15 protein-coding genes are annotated in these 16,553 nt (G+C 64.6%); 10 read left to right on the top strand and 5 right to left on the bottom strand.

Annotated elements, in window-relative coordinates:
• Positions 1-15 precede the first annotated feature (15 nt).
• The 7 genes from gatC to ADAD_RS0106960 all read left to right on the top strand — a co-directional run bounded on the left by gatC (position 16) and on the right by ADAD_RS0106960 (position 6,171).
• Positions 16-318, top strand: a complete 303-nt coding sequence (gene gatC, locus ADAD_RS0106930; RefSeq protein WP_010411622.1) for an Asp-tRNA(Asn)/Glu-tRNA(Gln) amidotransferase subunit GatC — start codon at positions 16-18, stop codon at positions 316-318.
• A 122-nt stretch (positions 319-440) separates the two neighbouring features.
• The gene (gene gatA, locus ADAD_RS0106935; RefSeq protein WP_010411625.1) at positions 441-1,922 is read left to right on the top strand and encodes an Asp-tRNA(Asn)/Glu-tRNA(Gln) amidotransferase subunit GatA; all 1,482 of its coding nucleotides are present in this window, start codon (positions 441-443) and stop codon (positions 1,920-1,922) included.
• A complete protein-coding gene (locus tag ADAD_RS15685) occupies positions 1,919-2,260 on the top strand; it encodes a colicin immunity protein (RefSeq protein ID WP_139020381.1) in 342 nt (113 codons plus the stop codon). The genes gatA and ADAD_RS15685 overlap by 4 nt, the downstream gene beginning before the upstream one ends.
• Complete coding sequence (gatB, locus tag ADAD_RS0106945; RefSeq protein ID WP_010411631.1) at positions 2,253-3,749, top strand: Asp-tRNA(Asn)/Glu-tRNA(Gln) amidotransferase subunit GatB; 1,497 nt, start codon at positions 2,253-2,255, stop codon at positions 3,747-3,749. The genes ADAD_RS15685 and gatB overlap by 8 nt, the downstream gene beginning before the upstream one ends.
• Before the next feature lie 53 nt (positions 3,750-3,802).
• A complete protein-coding gene (locus ADAD_RS0106950) occupies positions 3,803-4,516 on the top strand; it encodes a GDSL-type esterase/lipase family protein (protein ID WP_033193255.1) in 714 nt (237 codons plus the stop codon).
• A 121-nt stretch (positions 4,517-4,637) separates the two neighbouring features.
• Positions 4,638-5,708 carry an FG-GAP repeat domain-containing protein gene (locus ADAD_RS0106955; RefSeq protein ID WP_158005186.1) on the top strand — a complete coding sequence of 357 codons (1,071 nt, stop codon included), beginning with the start codon at positions 4,638-4,640 and terminating at the stop codon, positions 5,706-5,708.
• A 7-nt stretch (positions 5,709-5,715) separates the two neighbouring features.
• Entirely contained in the window at positions 5,716-6,171 is a 456-nt protein-coding gene (locus ADAD_RS0106960) for a tRNA (cytidine(34)-2'-O)-methyltransferase (RefSeq protein WP_010411640.1), read from the top strand.
• Here the strand turns inward: ADAD_RS0106960 and ADAD_RS0106965 are convergent.
• A complete protein-coding gene (locus tag ADAD_RS0106965; RefSeq protein ID WP_010411644.1) occupies positions 6,161-6,934 on the bottom strand; it encodes a hypothetical protein in 774 nt (257 codons plus the stop codon). The genes ADAD_RS0106960 and ADAD_RS0106965 overlap by 11 nt on opposite strands.
• 225 nt (positions 6,935-7,159) lie before the next feature.
• Here ADAD_RS0106965 and ADAD_RS15690 point away from each other — a divergent pair, with 225 nt between their 5' ends.
• On the top strand, positions 7,160-7,750 hold the full coding sequence (locus tag ADAD_RS15690; RefSeq protein ID WP_139020382.1) for a hypothetical protein: 591 nt from the start codon (positions 7,160-7,162) through the stop codon (positions 7,748-7,750).
• Positions 7,747-8,781 carry a hypothetical protein gene (locus tag ADAD_RS0106975; RefSeq protein WP_010411649.1) on the top strand — a complete coding sequence of 345 codons (1,035 nt, stop codon included), beginning with the start codon at positions 7,747-7,749 and terminating at the stop codon, positions 8,779-8,781. Before ADAD_RS15690 ends, ADAD_RS0106975 begins: the two co-directional genes overlap by 4 nt.
• 84 nt (positions 8,782-8,865) lie before the next feature.
• Here ADAD_RS0106975 and ADAD_RS0106980 read toward each other — a convergent pair whose 3' ends face one another.
• The 4 genes from ADAD_RS0106980 to ADAD_RS0106995 form a co-directional block, all read right to left on the bottom strand.
• Positions 8,866-9,171: a hypothetical protein gene (locus ADAD_RS0106980; protein ID WP_010411654.1), complete on the bottom strand. Its 306-nt coding sequence runs from the start codon at positions 9,169-9,171 to the stop codon at positions 8,866-8,868.
• Between the two features lie 72 nt (positions 9,172-9,243).
• A complete protein-coding gene (locus tag ADAD_RS0106985) occupies positions 9,244-12,084 on the bottom strand; it encodes a M16 family metallopeptidase (protein ID WP_010411655.1) in 2,841 nt (946 codons plus the stop codon).
• 50 nt (positions 12,085-12,134) lie between these two features.
• Positions 12,135-14,354, bottom strand: coding sequence for an acylase (locus tag ADAD_RS0106990; protein WP_010411656.1), 2,220 nt, complete (start codon positions 14,352-14,354; stop codon positions 12,135-12,137).
• The gene (locus tag ADAD_RS0106995; protein WP_010411658.1) at positions 14,351-15,286 is read right to left on the bottom strand and encodes a hypothetical protein; all 936 of its coding nucleotides are present in this window, start codon (positions 15,284-15,286) and stop codon (positions 14,351-14,353) included. The genes ADAD_RS0106990 and ADAD_RS0106995 overlap by 4 nt, the downstream gene beginning before the upstream one ends.
• A 192-nt stretch (positions 15,287-15,478) precedes the next feature.
• Here ADAD_RS0106995 and ADAD_RS0107000 point away from each other — a divergent pair, with 192 nt between their 5' ends.
• Complete coding sequence (locus ADAD_RS0107000; protein ID WP_010411662.1) at positions 15,479-16,537, top strand: glycosyltransferase; 1,059 nt, start codon at positions 15,479-15,481, stop codon at positions 16,535-16,537.
• Positions 16,538-16,553 lie beyond the last annotated feature (16 nt).

Raw genomic sequence — 16,553 nt, forward strand, 5'->3', positions numbered from 1 at the left:
GGCTAACGCCGTTGCATGTCAGTCACCCGCGAAGAAGTGGCCAAGATTGCCAGCCTCGCGCGCATCCAGATGGATGACGCGGCGCTCGATTCGATGGTCCCCGAACTCAACAATATTCTCAACTGGGTCGAGCAGCTGGGCGAGGTCGATACCTCTGCCGTCGAGCCGATGACCGCCGTGATTCCGCAGGCCATGCGCCTGCGCGACGACGTGGTCGACGCCGACCCGCTGACCGCTGGCGGGCGGCGCGAGGATATCCTCGCCAATGCTCCCGCTGCCGAGCACGGGTTCTTCGGCGTGCCGAAGGTTATCGAGTGACGCCTGCGCCCCACCTCCCTTCATCGCTCATCCTGAGCCTCTCGAAGGGTCGTTCTTCCTTCTTGTGCCGCGTCGACAGAAAATGCGGTGCTTCGACAAGCTCAGCACGAGCGGAGTTTTAAGTGTCCGATCTTACCAATCTCGGCGTAAAGGCCATTCGTGACGGGGTCGCCGCTGGCGATTTCACCGCGCGCGAAGTGGCCGAAGCCTTCAACGCCAATGTCGCCGCCGCGAAAGACCTGAACGCCTTCATCGTTGCCACGCCTGAAAAGGCACTCGAAGCCGCCGATGCGATCGACGCGAAGCGCGCCAAGGGCGAGGATCTGGGCACAATGGGCGGCGTGCCGATCGGCATGAAGGACCTGTTCTGCACCGACGGCGTGCAGACCACGGCTGCCAGCCACATCCTCGAAGGCTTCGTCCCGCAGTACGAAAGCACCGTGTCGGCCAACCTGTGGAAGGCGGGCGCGGGGATGCTGGGCAAGCTCAACATGGACCAGTTCGCGATGGGCTCGTCGAACGAGACGAGCTATTTCGGCAATGTCCTCTCGCCGTGGAAGAAAGACGGCAGCAATGCCGCGCTGATCCCGGGCGGGTCTTCGGGTGGCTCGTCCACCGCAGTCGCCGCGCGGCTGGCGCCTGCGGCCACCGGCACCGACACCGGCGGCTCGATCCGCCAGCCTGCCGCCGTGACCGGCATTACCGGCATCAAGCCGACCTACGGACGCTGCTCGCGCTGGGGCGTGGTCGCCTTTGCGTCCAGCCTCGACCAGGCGGGGCCGATGGCGCGCGACGTCACCGATTGCGCGATCATGCTCGAAGCGATGGCCGGGTTCGATCCGAAGGATTCGACCTCGCTCGATATGCCCGTGCCCGAGTGGGAGAAGGGCCTGAACGCCGATCTCACCGGCAAGAAGGTCGGCATTCCGCGCGAATACCGCATGGAGGGGACTGATCAGGCGATCCTCGACAGCTGGGAGCGCGGCAAGGAATGGCTGCGCGATGCGGGCGCGGAGATCGTCGACATCTCGCTGCCGCACACCAAATACGCGCTGCCCGCCTATTACATCATCGCCCCGGCAGAAGCCTCCTCCAACCTCGCGCGCTATGACGGCGTGCGCTACGGCCTGCGCGATCTGCCCGAGGGGGCGGGCCTGCAGGACATGTACGCCGCGACCCGCGCGGCGGGCTTCGGCGACGAGGTCAAGCGCCGCATCCTGATCGGCACCTATGTGCTCAGCGCGGGCTTCTACGACGCCTATTACACGCAGGCGCAGAAGATCCGCACGCTGGTGGCGCAGGACTTTGAGAAAGCATGGGGCGAGTGCGACCTCATCCTCGCGCCGACCACCCCCAACGCGGCCTTCCCGCTGGGCGGTTTCGACGGCGATCCGCTGGCGATGTACCTCAACGACGTGTTCGCCGTGCCCGCCTCGCTCGCAGGCTTGCCCGCGATGAGCGTGCCCGCAATGCTCAACGGCGACGGCCTGCCGCTCGGCCTGCAGATTATCGGCAAGGCTTTCGACGAGCAGGGTGTGCTCAACGCCGGGCTGGCGATCGAGCAGCGGTCCGGGTTCGACGCGAAGCCGGAGCGGTGGTGGTGAGCGACCTTGCGGAAAGAACGCGGCGTTTCGACGATGCGGGGGTGTTTTTCCTGAAGCGCGGATCGGTTTGGATGAAGCTGACGAAGGATGCGGCAGCAGTTACGATCGATCAGTGTACACAGAAAGACATCGCAGTTTCGATCATTGAGGGTGGTATTTGGCGTGAGCCGGGTTTCGAAGCACGTCTCGATGCGATTTGGCATAGTGACTTCGACACTAAGCCGGAACTTGCAGCGATTGAATCAAACAATTCAAAGGCGCTGGCTTTCATTCGCAATAAGCTACCAACCGAGATTGACACCGTAATCATTTCTACATTCGAGAACGAGCATGAGTAACTACCGCATCCAGGGCGCCACCGGCGAATGGGAGGTCGTGATCGGCCTCGAAGTCCACGCGCAGGTCACCTCCAACGCCAAGCTGTTCAGCGGCGCGTCGACCGAGTTCGGCGCGGAGCCCAATACGCAGGTCAGCCTGATCGACGCCGCGATGCCGGGCATGCTGCCCGTGCCCAACCGCGAGTGCATCCGGCAGGCGGTGCGCACCGGCATGGCGATCGAAGCGCAGATCAACGCGTGGAGCCGGTTCGACCGCAAGAACTACTTCTACGCCGACCTGCCGCAGGGCTACCAGATCAGCCAGCTCTACCACCCCATCGTGGGCGAGGGGCAGCTCCTGATCGAGGCGGACGAGAAGGCGGGCATCCCCGAAGACAAGATCATCGGGATCGAGCGCATCCATGTGGAGCAGGACGCGGGCAAGCTGATGCACGATCAGCACCCGACGATGAGCTACGTCGATCTCAACCGCGTCGGCATCGCGTTGATGGAAATCGTCAGCAAGCCGGATATGCGTTCTCCTGCCGAAGCAGGCGCTTACGTCCGCAAGCTCAGGTCGATCCTGCGCTATGTCGGCTCGTGCGACGGGAACATGGAAGAAGGCTCGATGCGCGCGGACGTCAACGTCTCCGTGCGCAAGCCGGGCGAGGAATTCGGCACGCGGACCGAGACGAAGAACGTCAACTCGGTACGCTTCGTCATGCAGGTCATCGAATACGAAGCCAACCGGCAGGTCGATGTGCTGGAAAATGGCGGCACCGTCGACCAGGAAACGCGCCTGTTCGACGTCGCGAGCGGCACCACCCGCACGATGCGCAGCAAGGAAGACGCGCACGATTACCGCTACTTCCCCGATCCCGACCTGCTGCCGGTCGAACTGGACGATGCCTTCCTGAGCGAATGCCGCGAAAGCCTGCCCGAACTGCCCGACGCCAAGCGTGCGCGGTACGAGAACGAGCTTGGTCTCACGCCCTACAATGCGCGCGAACTCACCGCCGAGGTCGAGACCTTCGGCCGCTTCGAAACGCTGCTCTCCGCGACCGCCACCCGCATCGGCAAGCCCGAGAAGCAGGTGGCTACGCAGGTCGCCAACTGGGCGCTTTCCGTCGCGCCGGGCGTGATCAAGTCGCTCGGTGACGAGGCCGATCCGGCACACGCCAGCTCGGGCGCGCAGGCCAGCATCCTCGCCATGCAGGACAAGGGCGAGATTTCGGGCGGACAGGCCAAGGAAATCTACGAGATCGTCCTCAAGACCGGCCGCGACCCCGAAGAGATCGCCGATACAGAAGGCCTCAAGCAGGTCAGCGATACCGGCGCGATCGAGGCCGCGATCGACGAGATCCTGGCCAATAATCAGGACAAGGTGGAACAGTACAAGGGCGGCAAGGACAAGCTGTTCGGCTTCTTCGTCGGTCAGACCATGAAGGCGATGCAGGGCAAGGCCAACCCCGCAGTGGTCAACCAGCTGCTGAAGGACAAGCTCGGGTGAGGTTGCCCCCGGTATTTCGGAATTGGCGCCTGCTCGCGGGAGCTGGCGCGATTTTGGTCACCGGATACGTATGGGGGCATCTCGCAGTCACGCGCGACATGTTTCCCTATCCGCAGATCGCGGCCATCCGGGCGGCCGCATCGGGCGAGACAATCGACGAGCGACCGGCTTACGAACGCGATCCACCGCTGGCCAATGTCGAACGCGCGACCCTGTTCGCGCATCATGCAAAGCCAGCGGACCTCGTGATTGTGGGTGATTCGATCCTCGCGCGCGTGGAATGGCGGGACCTGCTGCCCCAGGTGGAGGTCGCCAACCGCGCCATCGCTGGCGATTACGCCGCCTGGTTGCCGCGCAGGCTGGAACCGATCATCGAAACCGGCGCGGACGAGGCCTTTATCCTGATCGGGATCAACGATGCGGTGGCAGGGCGGTCGGCGCAGGAAATTCACGGCGATATTGCGCGCACGGCTGCGGTGCTTCGGCGTGCCGGCATGGGGGTGACCATACTGTCACCGCTGCCCTGCGGCGCGGCGGCCACGCATTGCGGAGAGGCGGCGCAGACCATCCGGGAGCTGAACCGACTCCTTGCGGAGAATCGCGACCATGGCGCGCGGTATCTTGACGTTCGCGGCACGCTCGCGCCCCAGGGCGCCTTGCTTGATCGCTATTCGGACGATGGCGTACACCTCAACCTGGAGGGGATCGAGGTCATCGCCGGGGCGATTGGGGCTGCCTCGCAATCCCCTGGCCCCGAGGCATCCTGAGCAGCCTGTGCTGGCCCCAGCCGCGCAGATCGGCCATGGAACGGCAATGATACCGAGGACTGTCGTTCGCATCACAGGGCCCGCTCTGGGCGCAGCATGTGCCTTGTTCGTGCCCGGTCCGGTGAGTGCGCAGGATTCCGAAGCCGCTTTCCGCGATCATCCCTTCCTCCTGTTCGACGAGGCCGACAGCCGGACGGCGGATGTGTCGCTTGGCGATCTGGACGGCGACGGCGACCTCGATGTGGCCGCCGCCAATGGCCGGCACTGGCCGCAGCAGGACTGGCTGTTTCTGAACGCCGGGAACGGCCGCCTGCTGGAAGCCGTGCCGCTGGGCGAGGTGCGCTCCACCAGCTACACCATCCGTCTGGGCGATCTGGACGCGGACGGCGATCTCGATGCCGTTGTGGTGCGCGATACGCTGCCCGCGCTCGTCTATCTCAATGATGGAAACGCCCGTTTTGTGTTGCACTCTGCCGTGCCGGACAGTGCCATTCCCGCGCGCTCGGCCAGTCTGATCGACCTCGACGGCGACGGGGCTCTCGATCTCGTCGTCGCGGCGCGCAGGGGCGTCGATCCGGTCCATTACGGGCTGGGCGGGGGCGCCTTCGCACAGCCGGTCGGCCTGCCGGACGAAGGTTTCGGTTCGACCGGCCTGGCACCTGCCGATCTGGATGGGGACGGGGATACGGACCTCGTGATGGCCCGGCGTGACGGAGCCCCCAGCGTGGTGTTCGTGAACCAGGGCGCCCGCGCGTTCGAACCGCGGCCGCTGGCGGGGAGCAGGGGCGATCATCGCAAAGCTGCGACGGGCGATTTCGATGGCGATGGGCGGCCCGATATCGTGCTCGTCTCGACACAGGGGCCACACAAGCTCTACCTGCAAAAGGCCGACGGCTCCTTCGGATCGCCGCGTCCGTTCGGCGAGGGGAGAGCGGGAATCCAGTCCATCGCGGCCGCGGACCTCGATGGGGATGGCGATATCGATCTGGTTGCCGGTGTCGACGGCGCGAACCTCGTCCTGCGCAACGCGGGCGATGGGCGCTTTGCAGCCGAGGAACTGCCCGGCGATCCTGCGGATACCTACGGCGTGGCGGTGGGCGACATGAATGGCGACGGTCTTCCCGATATCGTCTTCGCCAATTCCGACGCACCCAATGCCGTCCTGCTGGGTGTCGCACCGGCGGGCGACTGATTATCCGATGACCTCCATTGTCCTGGTTCACCCGGAAATCCCCGGCAATACCGGCGCGGTCGGGCGCACCTGCGTCGCGCTCGACATGGAGCTGGTGCTGATCCACCCGCTCGGCTTCGTCATCACCGATACCCGGCTGAAGCGATCCGGGCTCGATTACTGGCAGCACATCCGGCTGGCCGAGTTCGCCAGCTGGGAGGCTTTCCTTGCCGAGCGGGCGCCGCGCGCCGACCAGATGTTCCTGTTCGAGGAATATGCTCCGCGAAGCTTCTACGAGCCCGTTTATCCAGACGATGCCTACCTCGTCTTCGGGAAGGAGACGAAGGGCCTGCCGCAGCCGATCGTCGAGGCGCACCGTGATCGCATGGTGTGCCTGCCGATGCGCAGCGACAAGGTCCGCTCGCTCAATCTGGCGAACACCGTGGCCGCGGCGGCCTATCAGGCAATCCGCCCTAGTTCGTGAGAGTATAGGTTGCGGTGCAGGTCCACGCCGCGTCGCCCGTGCCGGTTTCGCGGCATGCCACGCGGTTGCCATCGGGCCGCTGGCCGACGGGCTTGTCGTATTCGTTCTCTGCCTTCACCGACATGCGCATGGATGCGACCACCTGCGAGGGCCCAGTCGCGCTGACCTGCACCGTGCGGGCTTGCGGGGCGTCTCCGGTATCGTCTTCCACGTAGGGTTCGTCCGAATCCTGCGCGCCGCTGGCATCGACATAGCGCGAATAGACCCAGCCGGTGGGGCATGTACCCGAATAGGCGCGGGGCGAGCCGACCGGATCCGCCAGCCCGCATTCGTCGGCATCACCCAGCGTCCCGTCGGACAGATAGACGATGCCGAACCAGTCGCCCTGCCGATCGCAGACATAGAAGGGCGTATCGTCCTCCAGCTGGTCGATCTGGCTTGCATCGCTCGTCGGTGCATCGCGTACGGACAGGAAATCGTCTTCGCCGCCGGGCAGGTTGGCCACGCGGCCAATACGTTCGCAGGCGCTTTCTTGCGGCCCGTCGCGCCCGATCCTGACGGCCAGCGCCCGCTGCTCGGTGACGGAGATCGGCTCGGGCGTTTCCGCATCGTCGATTTCGCTGGACGAGATGATGGACGACACATCGGCCGCAGGGGCCGGCTCCCCGTCGCTCGAACTGCGCTGGCCGAGCAGGAACGCCACCGCTGCGACCAGAAACACGATAATCGCGCCGAGAACCAGCATCGTTCGGTTGATCTGCATCGTGTCCTCCGCGCGCGCCGCGCCGTTCTCCCGTGGCGCATCCTAAGCCACGAAATGCGATTCACGGGAAGATCGAAAAAGGCCGGATACTGCGTCGAAAGGCTGTGTGTCGGAGCGCTATCGCAAGACACTGCGTAGAAATACCCGTGCGTGAATTTCGCTATTCCGACGCGACCATTCGGCTTAGTTTACCGGCGGGATCAAAAACTTGAGGGGCCATTCTTCGTGAAACATCTGTGTTTCGCCTTGCTCGCGCTGCCATTGGCCAGCGCGGCGCAAGCGCAATATGTCGAATCCAACGCACCACCGGTGCACCATTTCTCCGCCGCCGAGATCGAAGCCGTGCCGATGCCTGAGCTCGCATTCGATGCAAGCCAGGTCGCGCAGGACGATTTCGAGAAGTATTTCTACTTCCACCGGCCCGACACCACCTTCGATGTCGCCTTCCTGGATATCACCGAATGCGACGCGCTGACCAGCGGCCTGACCTTCTATGGCGGCGCATCCCAGTCGATGATCAACCAGCAGATATTTCAATACGGCATGGCCGGCGCGATCGGCGGGGCGATCGGATCGGTGCTCGCCGATGCGATCTTCGGGTCCGGCGAACGCCGCAAGCAGCGCCGCATCAACATGCGCAACTGCATGTATTACAAGGGTTACGATCGCTACGGGCTGGAAAAGGACCTGTGGCAGGAGTTCAACTTCGAAGAAGGCAACAGCCGCGAGGAAGCGGAAAGCCGCGCACAAAAGCTGATGATGCAGGCCCGCGTCGCATCTGGCCCCAAGCCCGAGCAGGAGGCACTTCAGCCATGATCGCACGCATGATGACCGCCGCCGCCGTCTCGGCCCTTCTGCTGGGTGCAGCGCCTGCGATTGCCCAGGAAGTCGAGAAGGATGCCATCGAGGCGAAGAACCTCGAAAAGGGCAAGCAGAGCATTTCCGCCGAGCGCGCCTACATCTTCATAAGTGGGCCTGCCCGCTCCAACGGGCTGTTCTACAAGACGCCGACCGAAGAGGATCTCGCCCTGTTCCAGGAGGAATGGGAAGAGGAATACGCCGACGCGCGCAAGAAGTACGAGCGCAAGCTGGAGGACTATCTCAGGCAGCAGAAGGACCTCAGCGAGGGCCGCATGCCCCCCGGAACGCGCCAGCTGGAGAAGCCGGACGAGGTGACCCGGGAAACCTTCTCGATCGGGCCGGTCGAACGCCGTCTGACCGTGGGCTGGGGCCCGATGTACGTGTTCGACAAGGACAAGGACGAGAGTGGCGAGAAGACCTTCTCGTACCTGATGGAAGTCGATCCGGGCGAATATACCTATTACGGGGCGATCTTCATGAACCCCAACGGTTCGGCAATGGGCACGTGCATGTGCATGGGCAGCGTCAAGTTCGAAGCGAAGGCGGGCGTGGTGACCAATCTAGGCGATTTCACGACCCTGCGCTGGGTCGATGACGAGGCCGGGCGCCAGGTCGACGTCAACTGGGACGAGCTTGCCGACAAGCGCGATCCCGCGCGTCCGGTGGATTACAGCGTGCCTGCGGCACTGGCGGACTACGAAGTCGTGCGCGCGGACCTGCGGGCGGCCGGCAAGGTGGACAACTGGTACGGGATCATGATCTCGCGCCTGCCCCCGGTGGACGGCGTCCTCGCCTACGAGCGCGACCGGATCGTGGACGTGAAGGAAAAGAGCCGGATGCAGGCGCAGGCGGCGGCAAGGCCGAGCCCGATTGCGGTATCGACCCCCTCTACCGCTCCGGCCCAGGCGGCAGCGCAGGAAGACGGCGATACGAACGCCAGTTCCGAAACGGCAACCGCGAGCGAGCAGGAACCGGCCGCGAACTGACACGGGGCCACTCGGCCGGGCACAAAGAAAAAGGGCCGTCGGAGCGATCCGGCGGCCCTTTCGATTTGTGTATGAAGGCTGGCCTCAGCCCTGGCGTTCGCCGGTCAGCGGCATGTCGCCGAAGGCGCCTGCGTTCACCTTGCCGGTCAGCTGGTCGCCGTCGACCGTGGCTTCGCAGTTGAGTTCCATCGGCATGGGGACGGTCATATCCATCTTCCAGCGCAGCGTGTTGCCATCGATGGTGCCATCCTTGACGTCCATCGAGCCCATGCCGCCGGCCATGGAGCCGGTGAAGGTGTTGCCATCGTCGCCGGGGACGACGGTAAAGGTGCCCTTCTGGTCGCCCATCGGGCTCTTCACGACGGTTTCGTAGGTTCCGGCTACGGACATAAGCGGTACTCCTCTCGCGTTGGTGCTGGGTAGGGCGGGCCATCGCCCGCACCTACACTGATGTCAATAACGTTACTCGGGCTGGACGGTTTCCACCGGCAGACCGAGAGATTCCAGCTGCGGACGGACCTGTTCGGCATCGCCCACGATCACCCAGGTGAAGCGATCGGGATCGATCGCGGCGCGGGCGGCAGCGTCCAGGCTCTCGCGCGTCTGGGCGCGATAGCTCTCGGCCAGCGTCTCCTGATAATCCATCGGGCGATCGTACATCACGTTGCCCTGGATCGCGCTGAGCACCGCACCGGCGGTTTCGTACTGGCCGGGCAGCTGCAGGATCTCGTTGTTGACGATCCGGGTCAGCTCTTCGTCGGTGACGCCGCGCGTGGTGACGAATTCGTCCACCTCGCGGATCAGCTCGGCCATGGCATCGCCCGTCCGGTCTGCCTGGACCGGCGCGGACACGAAGTAGGAGACCGCGTTTTCCTGCCGGTTCACGCTGCCGCGCACGCCGTAGCTCCAGCCCTTGGTCTCGCGCAGGTTCATGTTGAGCCGGGCGAGGAAGTTGCCGCCGAGTGCGTTATTGGCATTGTACAGATCGATGATCGCCGGGTCCTTGGCGTCCACATCGGTGATCTGCCCGCCAATGATGTAGCTCTGCGGCGAGTTGGGCCGGTTGACGAGCACGATCCGCGAGCTTTCGGGCGCCTTGGCGATATTGTCGAACGCCTTGGTTCCCTTGGGCACGGAGGGCGCCTGCCAGTTGCCGAAAGCGGCTTCGAGGCCGGGCATCACTTCGGACAGCGCCATGTCGGACACCACGAAGATGTCCGCATTGTCGGGGCGCAGCCAGCGCTGCTTGAAATCGATCAGGTCCTCACGGGTGATCGCCTGCACGGTCTCCACCGTCTCCGGCGCGCCATAGGCATTGTTGCTGCCGTAGATCAGCGGAGAGATCGTGAAGAACGCAAGCCCTTCGGGCGACTTGAGCGACTGCTGGATGCCGGTGACGGTCTGCGTCCGCACCCGCTCCAGCTCATCCTGGTCGAAAGCCGGGTTGCGAACGATATCGGTCATCAGTTCGAGCGAGGGCGCGAGATTTGCACTGAGCGAGGACAGCGTCACCGTGGAGCGGTCCGAACCGCCACCGAAGGAAATGACCGCGCCGAGGCGTTCCTTGGCTTCGGCGAGCTCCTGCGAGGTGCGGGTGGTGGTGCCTTCGTCCATCAGGCCGAGCGTCAGGCCTTCGAGGCCACGCTTTTCGAGCGGGTCGGCTGCCGAACCGGCATCGAAGGAAAGCGCCACCCGCGTGACCGGCACCGCATCGCGCTGCGCGTAGTAGACGGTGATCCCGTTGGAGAGCGTCGTCTCCGTCACATCGGGGAATTCCAGATCGCTCAGCTCGCTGATCGGCGGGGCAGGGCGTTCCTTGGTCACGGTGATCTCGTTCGCGCCCGGGGCCGCTTCGGCCTCGTCCGCATCGCTGGCGGCAACCGAGGCCGCTTCCTCGTACTCGCCGGTGCGTTCGCCCGGCTGCAGCACCAGCGTGAGGCTGGGCTTGGTCATCCACTTCTTCATCGCGGCCTGCACTTCGGCCGGGGTCAGCGTGGCGAGGATTTCAAGCTGGCGTTCGAAGAAGCCGGGATCGCCGGCGAGCACTTCGCCCTGCGCCAGCGTCACCGCCTTGCCGCCGAAGCCGCCCACCTGCTCAAGCCCGCGGATCGTGCTCGCAAGGTTGGCGGTGGCCGAACGGCGCACTTCGTCTTCGGTCGGGCCTTCGGCAATGTACTGCGCGATGATCTCGTCCAGCCGCTTCTCGACCGTCTCGATTTCCACGCCGGGGCGCACGGTCGCGCCCAGGTTGAGGATGCCGACACGCTGGAAGGCGAAGTTGCCTGCGCTGACGCCCACGGCGATCTGTTCGTCGCGCACCAGCATGTTGTCCAGCCGGCTCGATGCGAGGCCGCCGAGGATGTTGGCGCCCACGGTGAGCGCGGTCAGATCGCGGTCGGTGATGCCGGGGACGGACCAGTACTTGGCGATGTTCGCCGCAGCGACCTGATCCTGCATGACGACGCGGACGTCTTCAGTCAGTTCGGTCACCTTGGCCTGCGCCGGTTCGTTCACCGGGCCGCGCGCGATCGGGCCGAAGTACTTTTCCACCAGCGGGCGCGCTTCGGCAGGCGAGATATCGCCCGCGAGCACGAGCGTGGCGTTGTTGGGTCCGTAATTGTCGCGGAACCAGTTGCGCACATCCTCGAGGCTGGCCGCATCCAGATCGGCCATCGAGCCGATCGGGGTGTGATCGTAGGGGTGGCCTTCGGGGTAGAGCGTCTTGACGATTTCGTAGAACACGAGGCCGCCGGGCTGGTTGTCGCCCTGGCGCTTTTCGTTCTGGACGACGCCGCGCTGGTTATCGAGCTTTTCCTGCGTCACCGCGCCCAGCAGGTAACCCATGCGGTCGCTTTCCAGCCACAGGGCGCGTTCCAGCGCGCCGGTAGGCACGGTCTGGAAGTAGTTGGTGCGGTCGAAATTGGTGGTGCCGTTGTAATCGGTCGCGCCCATTTCCTGCAGGTACTGGAAATAGTCGTTGGGCGCGTTTTCCGACCCGTTGAACATCAGGTGTTCGAACAGGTGCGCGAAGCCGGTCTGGCCCTTGGGCTCGTCCTTGGAGCCGACATTGTACCACACGGCCACGCCCACGATGGGGGCCTTGCGGTCTTCGTGAACGATCACGGTCAGCCCGTTTTCGAGCTGGAATTCCTCGTAGGGAATGGCGACCTCGTCGACGAGGTTCTGCAGCGGAGCCACGTCCTGCGCGGCAGCTTCCTGTGCCTGGGCCGGGACGGCGATAACCGCCGGGGCGGCGAGCGCTACGGCGAGCGCCGCGAGGCTGGTCTTGGTGGTCTTGAGCATTGAGTCCCCTATCGATTCAACGAATTGAAATTGCGTGACTAAAAGCACGTTCAGCGCTGGCTGGATACCGTGTTTCGCGTGACGGCGTACCTTAACACATTGTCGCGCCAGAAATGTACCGGCTTCAAGCGATGCTGGATAAACAGCGTAGACTGATCTGCGAAATGCGGGCTTTGGGGCCGGGTGGTTGCCGCACCGAATGGCTGGATCGAGCGTGAGGAGACCGGCTCCCCTTCCAGCCATTCGATCCACATCACGAAACTGTCTCCGTGGCGCACGGCCAGCCTGCCGTCCTCCTCCACATCCCAGGTGGTCGATGCGCGCAACGTGTCCGATCCGCCGTCCAGCGGAAGGTCCACGTCGCCCTGTCGCAAGCGCAGCAGTTCGCCCATCGGCGGGGTCAGACGGCCGAAATGCGTCTCCAGATGGTCCTTCGCCGCCGTCAGTTCCTCAACGGCGTCGGGCCAGGGCGTCTTCTGATAGCTGGAGGACATGAAGTCGCGGATCATGAGCAGCGCGATGGCATCGGCCCGGCCCACATTGTCTGCCGTGAAATCCCATTCCAGCATCAGCGCGCGCGCGTCGGCCAGTTCGGGGTGCTCATCAACGTCGATCGCGGCGATGTCGCGCATCATGCGGCGCACGTAGCCCGCATTCTCGTAGCCGGTATCGTACTTGATCGCCTCCAGCGTCTCGCGGTCGAGCTGCTCTGCCTCGTTCATCAGCAGCCACGCCCGGCGGCCGCGATTGGTCATCTTCAGCTCCACGCCCATCTCCGGGGCGAAGTCCTCCGGCGACAGGTCGCTGCCTTCGCCTGCGGCGAGGAAGGGCGTGTTGTTGGCATTCATCACCCAGCCGCTGGCCGGGTTGTAATATTGCGGCAGGCTTTCGTAGGCGACTTTGTCGGTCCACAAGGCCGCGCTGGTGTCTCCCGGGAGCACGACGCGCCAGTCGAAGCCCTCGGGCCGGTCGGGGATGGCGGCGTTGTAGATATAGGCGATGTTGCCCTCGGCATCGCCATAGATGAAGTTGGTGGAGGGCACCTGACCGCGCGCCATGATCTCGCGCCATTCGGCGAAATCCTGCGCCTTGTTCAGGCGGTAATAGGCATCGAGCTGGTCGATGCTGCCCAGCGAGGCGAAGCGCACCGCAAAGGCGCCGTCGTCGTTTTTGATGACCGGGCCGTGGACGCTGCGATACACATCGCGCCGCACCGGAATGGTGAAGGGGCCGACCCGCGCGGCCAGCCGCACGCGCTTGTGTTCCAGATCGCGCCATTCGCCATCGAAGCGATAGCGCGTGCCGCTGTCGTCCAGCACCAGCTTGTAGATATCGACCATGTCGGGCGTGTTGACCGTGTTGGTCCAGCCCAGATTCTCGTTATGGCCGAGGAAGGGGAAGGGGCTGCCCGGGAAGTTCGCACCCGCGAAGTGCCAGCCTTCGCCGCTTTCCACCACCATTTCGTACCATGCGACAGGGCCGCGCCACGGCTGGTGGGCGTTGGAGACCAGGATCGTCGGCCCGCCCGATTTCTCCGGCGCGACCGCGAAGGCATTGGACCCGGCCTGGCGGAAATCCTCGCCATAGGTGCCGATGGAGGTGAAGTCGGCGCTGGCCCGATCGTCCATGATGCGCGGCGCATCGTCGATCGGGAAGGTGGCGGCTTCGCCCTCTTGCGGAATGCGTGGCCCGTATTCGGGCGGCAGCGGCTCGCCCGCGGCCAGCGGGCCGAGGAACCGGTCGAGCCCGAAGAAAAACGGCTGGCGCAGCGCGAAACCGGCGGCAACGTCGATCCCGTTGACGGGGAACAGATTGCCCAGCTTCACCTCGTCCGGATGCGCCTTCGCGTAATCGTTCATGCCGACGGCGTAGGCATCGATCAGGTCGCGCGTATCCTGCGGCAGGCTGGCCCATTCGCGCTCCGCCGTGCCGCGCGCGTCGAGCAGGTGATAGACGTAGTCCACCGCCGCGCCATCCTCACCGGCAATCGCGCCGTAGCGCCCCCGGCTCATCGCGATGACATCCTGCAGGGTGGTGAAATCGTCCTCGCTATGCGCGATGGCAACGCCATAGGCGACGTCCGGGTCGGTATCGCCGTAGATATGCGGCACGCCGAATTCGTCGCGGATGATTTCTGCCGTGTAAGTCCGTTCGCCCCCGGGGGCCACGCCGTCGCGGGCGAAGAACGGCTCCCACGTCATCAGGGCGATTGCGGTGACGAGCAGCAGCAGCAAGACGAGCGCGCCGCCCCATTTCACAATGCGGATCATGTCGGCTCTCTTGCTTCTTCGTTATAGGCGTGGGCGGTGGGCATGGCCGTCGTGGCCAGCAGCGCGAAATAGTTGAACAGCTGATATATCAGATAGATCGTCAGGATCATTGCCCTGAGCGCCGCAGGATCGACGCCGCTCGCGGGCGCGAATTCGAGGATGAAGGCGACGAACAGCAGATCGCGATTGGGCAGCAGCGGCAATTGCGAGATGAGCAGCTGCACCACAATGAGGGTGAACCACAGCATCATCGTGCCTTCGGGTATGCCGATGTCCCATTGCAGCATCTGGAGCGAATAGGTCGCCACAAGGCGCGCGGCGTGGATCGCAATAATGAACAGGATCAGCTTCGATCCGATGCCGAACAGGCGGTTGCGAAACCGGTGGCCGATCGCGAGCGCCAGCCCGAACAGCGCCGCGAACAGCAGGAAACTGCGCTCTCCCGATTGCGCGAGTTCGTTCTTGTCCAGCAGTGCAGGGTGGATCAGGATCAGCAAGCCTGCGGCGGCGATGGCAAAGGCGGCGGTGGTGAAGCCGGACAGCAGGACATTGTCCTTGATCGCGGACAGCGCCTTGCGACGCGGCAGGCCCAGGCGCTCCTTCACCCAGAAGACCAGATAGGCCTCTCCCGAATAGCCCAGCACCGAATTGTTCAGCGCACGCTTGCGCAGCATGACCGGCCATTCGCGCCACAGACGCTGACCGAACAGGCGGCCGAAGATCACCACTTCGCTGATCGGCAGCACCGAATAGGCGATGATCTGGACGATGTAGAAAACGGGGTTTTGCGGAAGGTTGGCAAGCAATTCGGCCCAGCCGAACTGCGTCAGTCGCCACAGGATGAACGCGACGATCCCGATGGTGAACGCACGCCGCACCCACGGCAAAGCCCGGGCAACAAACTCCTTATCGCCCTCGGGCCTCTCCACCATGGGGGGCACGCTATGGACGCTTTTACAAGACTGTCAATTATTGCTGCAGGTGGTTAAAGCCGCTCGCCTTGCTATGCGGATCGTGCCCAACGCCTTTTTTGTGCTGGACCATGCGGTCCGTTTTTCCCGCGTGAGGCGGGGTTCGCGGGCCTTCCTGCGCGATCGTATTCTCCCAGATTCGCAAGCGCGCCCATGAAGATTGCGACCTGGCTGGAGCATTATTCGGGCGGCGGGGTCGAGCGGGTCGCCATGCGGCTCGCACGGGACTGGGTGGAGCTTGGCCACGAGGTCGCGATTCTCGCATCTCCGGTCGAGGAGCGCTTGCGAGCAAGCATGCCGCCAGAGGTGGACTGGGTCCCGCACTTCGGAGGCCGCAAGACTGCGCCGCCCGCAATAGGCGCGGTGGCGCCGGACGTATTCTTCTGCCCCGGCAACCACTATACCTCGGCCGCCGCGCGCATCCGCATGCATCTGGGCGAGCGCAGCCCGCCTATCGTGTGGAAGATATCGAACGATCTCGCCCGCCGCGATTTCGCTTGGCCGATGCGAACGGCGAATGGGCTGTGGGTCCGCCAGCACCATCGTTTTATCGACCGGGTGGTGGCGATGTCGCGCGCCATGGCCGAAGATGCGGTGCGCCGCGCCGGCATTCCTCGCGAGCGGATAGACATCATCGAGAATCCGCACCTCGCGGTGGGCGGCGGACAGGTCGCAACGCCGCCGTCCGGGCGCTACCTGCTGGGGATCGGTCGCCTCGAACCGCAGAAGGACTGGGGGCTGGCGATCCGTGCCTTCGCCAAGGCACAGACCGAGGGGCGCGAACTGTTCATTTATGGCGAGGGGAGCGAGCGTGCCCGGCTGACCGCGCTGATCGAGCGGCTGGGGCTGGTGGGCCGGGTGCACCTGCCCGGCTTTGTCGAAGGGATGGAGAAGGTGATCGAGCAGGCCGACCTGCTACTGCTCACCTCGCGCTACGAGGGGCGGCCCAATGTGGTGGTCGAGGCCCTGGCGGCGGGCAGCCCGGTGGTCGCCACCGAAAGCAGCGTGGCGATGCGCGAATTGCTGAGCGAGCCGGCCTCGGGACGCCTCCTGACGGTGCGTGAGCCTGAGGCGGTCGCACGCGCCATAGAAGGCGTGCTCGCGGCGCCGCGCCCGGAGCCGACGCAGACCACCGTCGATGCTCTCGCCAGTGCGCGCGCCTATATCGAGACCTTCGACAAGGCGGTTTCCCGCCGCGGGGCAGGGCGGTAAAATTCGGCTGCCCTTC

It is taken from the genome of Citromicrobium sp. JLT1363 (assembly GCF_000186705.1).
Lineage (GTDB): Bacteria > Pseudomonadota > Alphaproteobacteria > Sphingomonadales > Sphingomonadaceae > Alteriqipengyuania.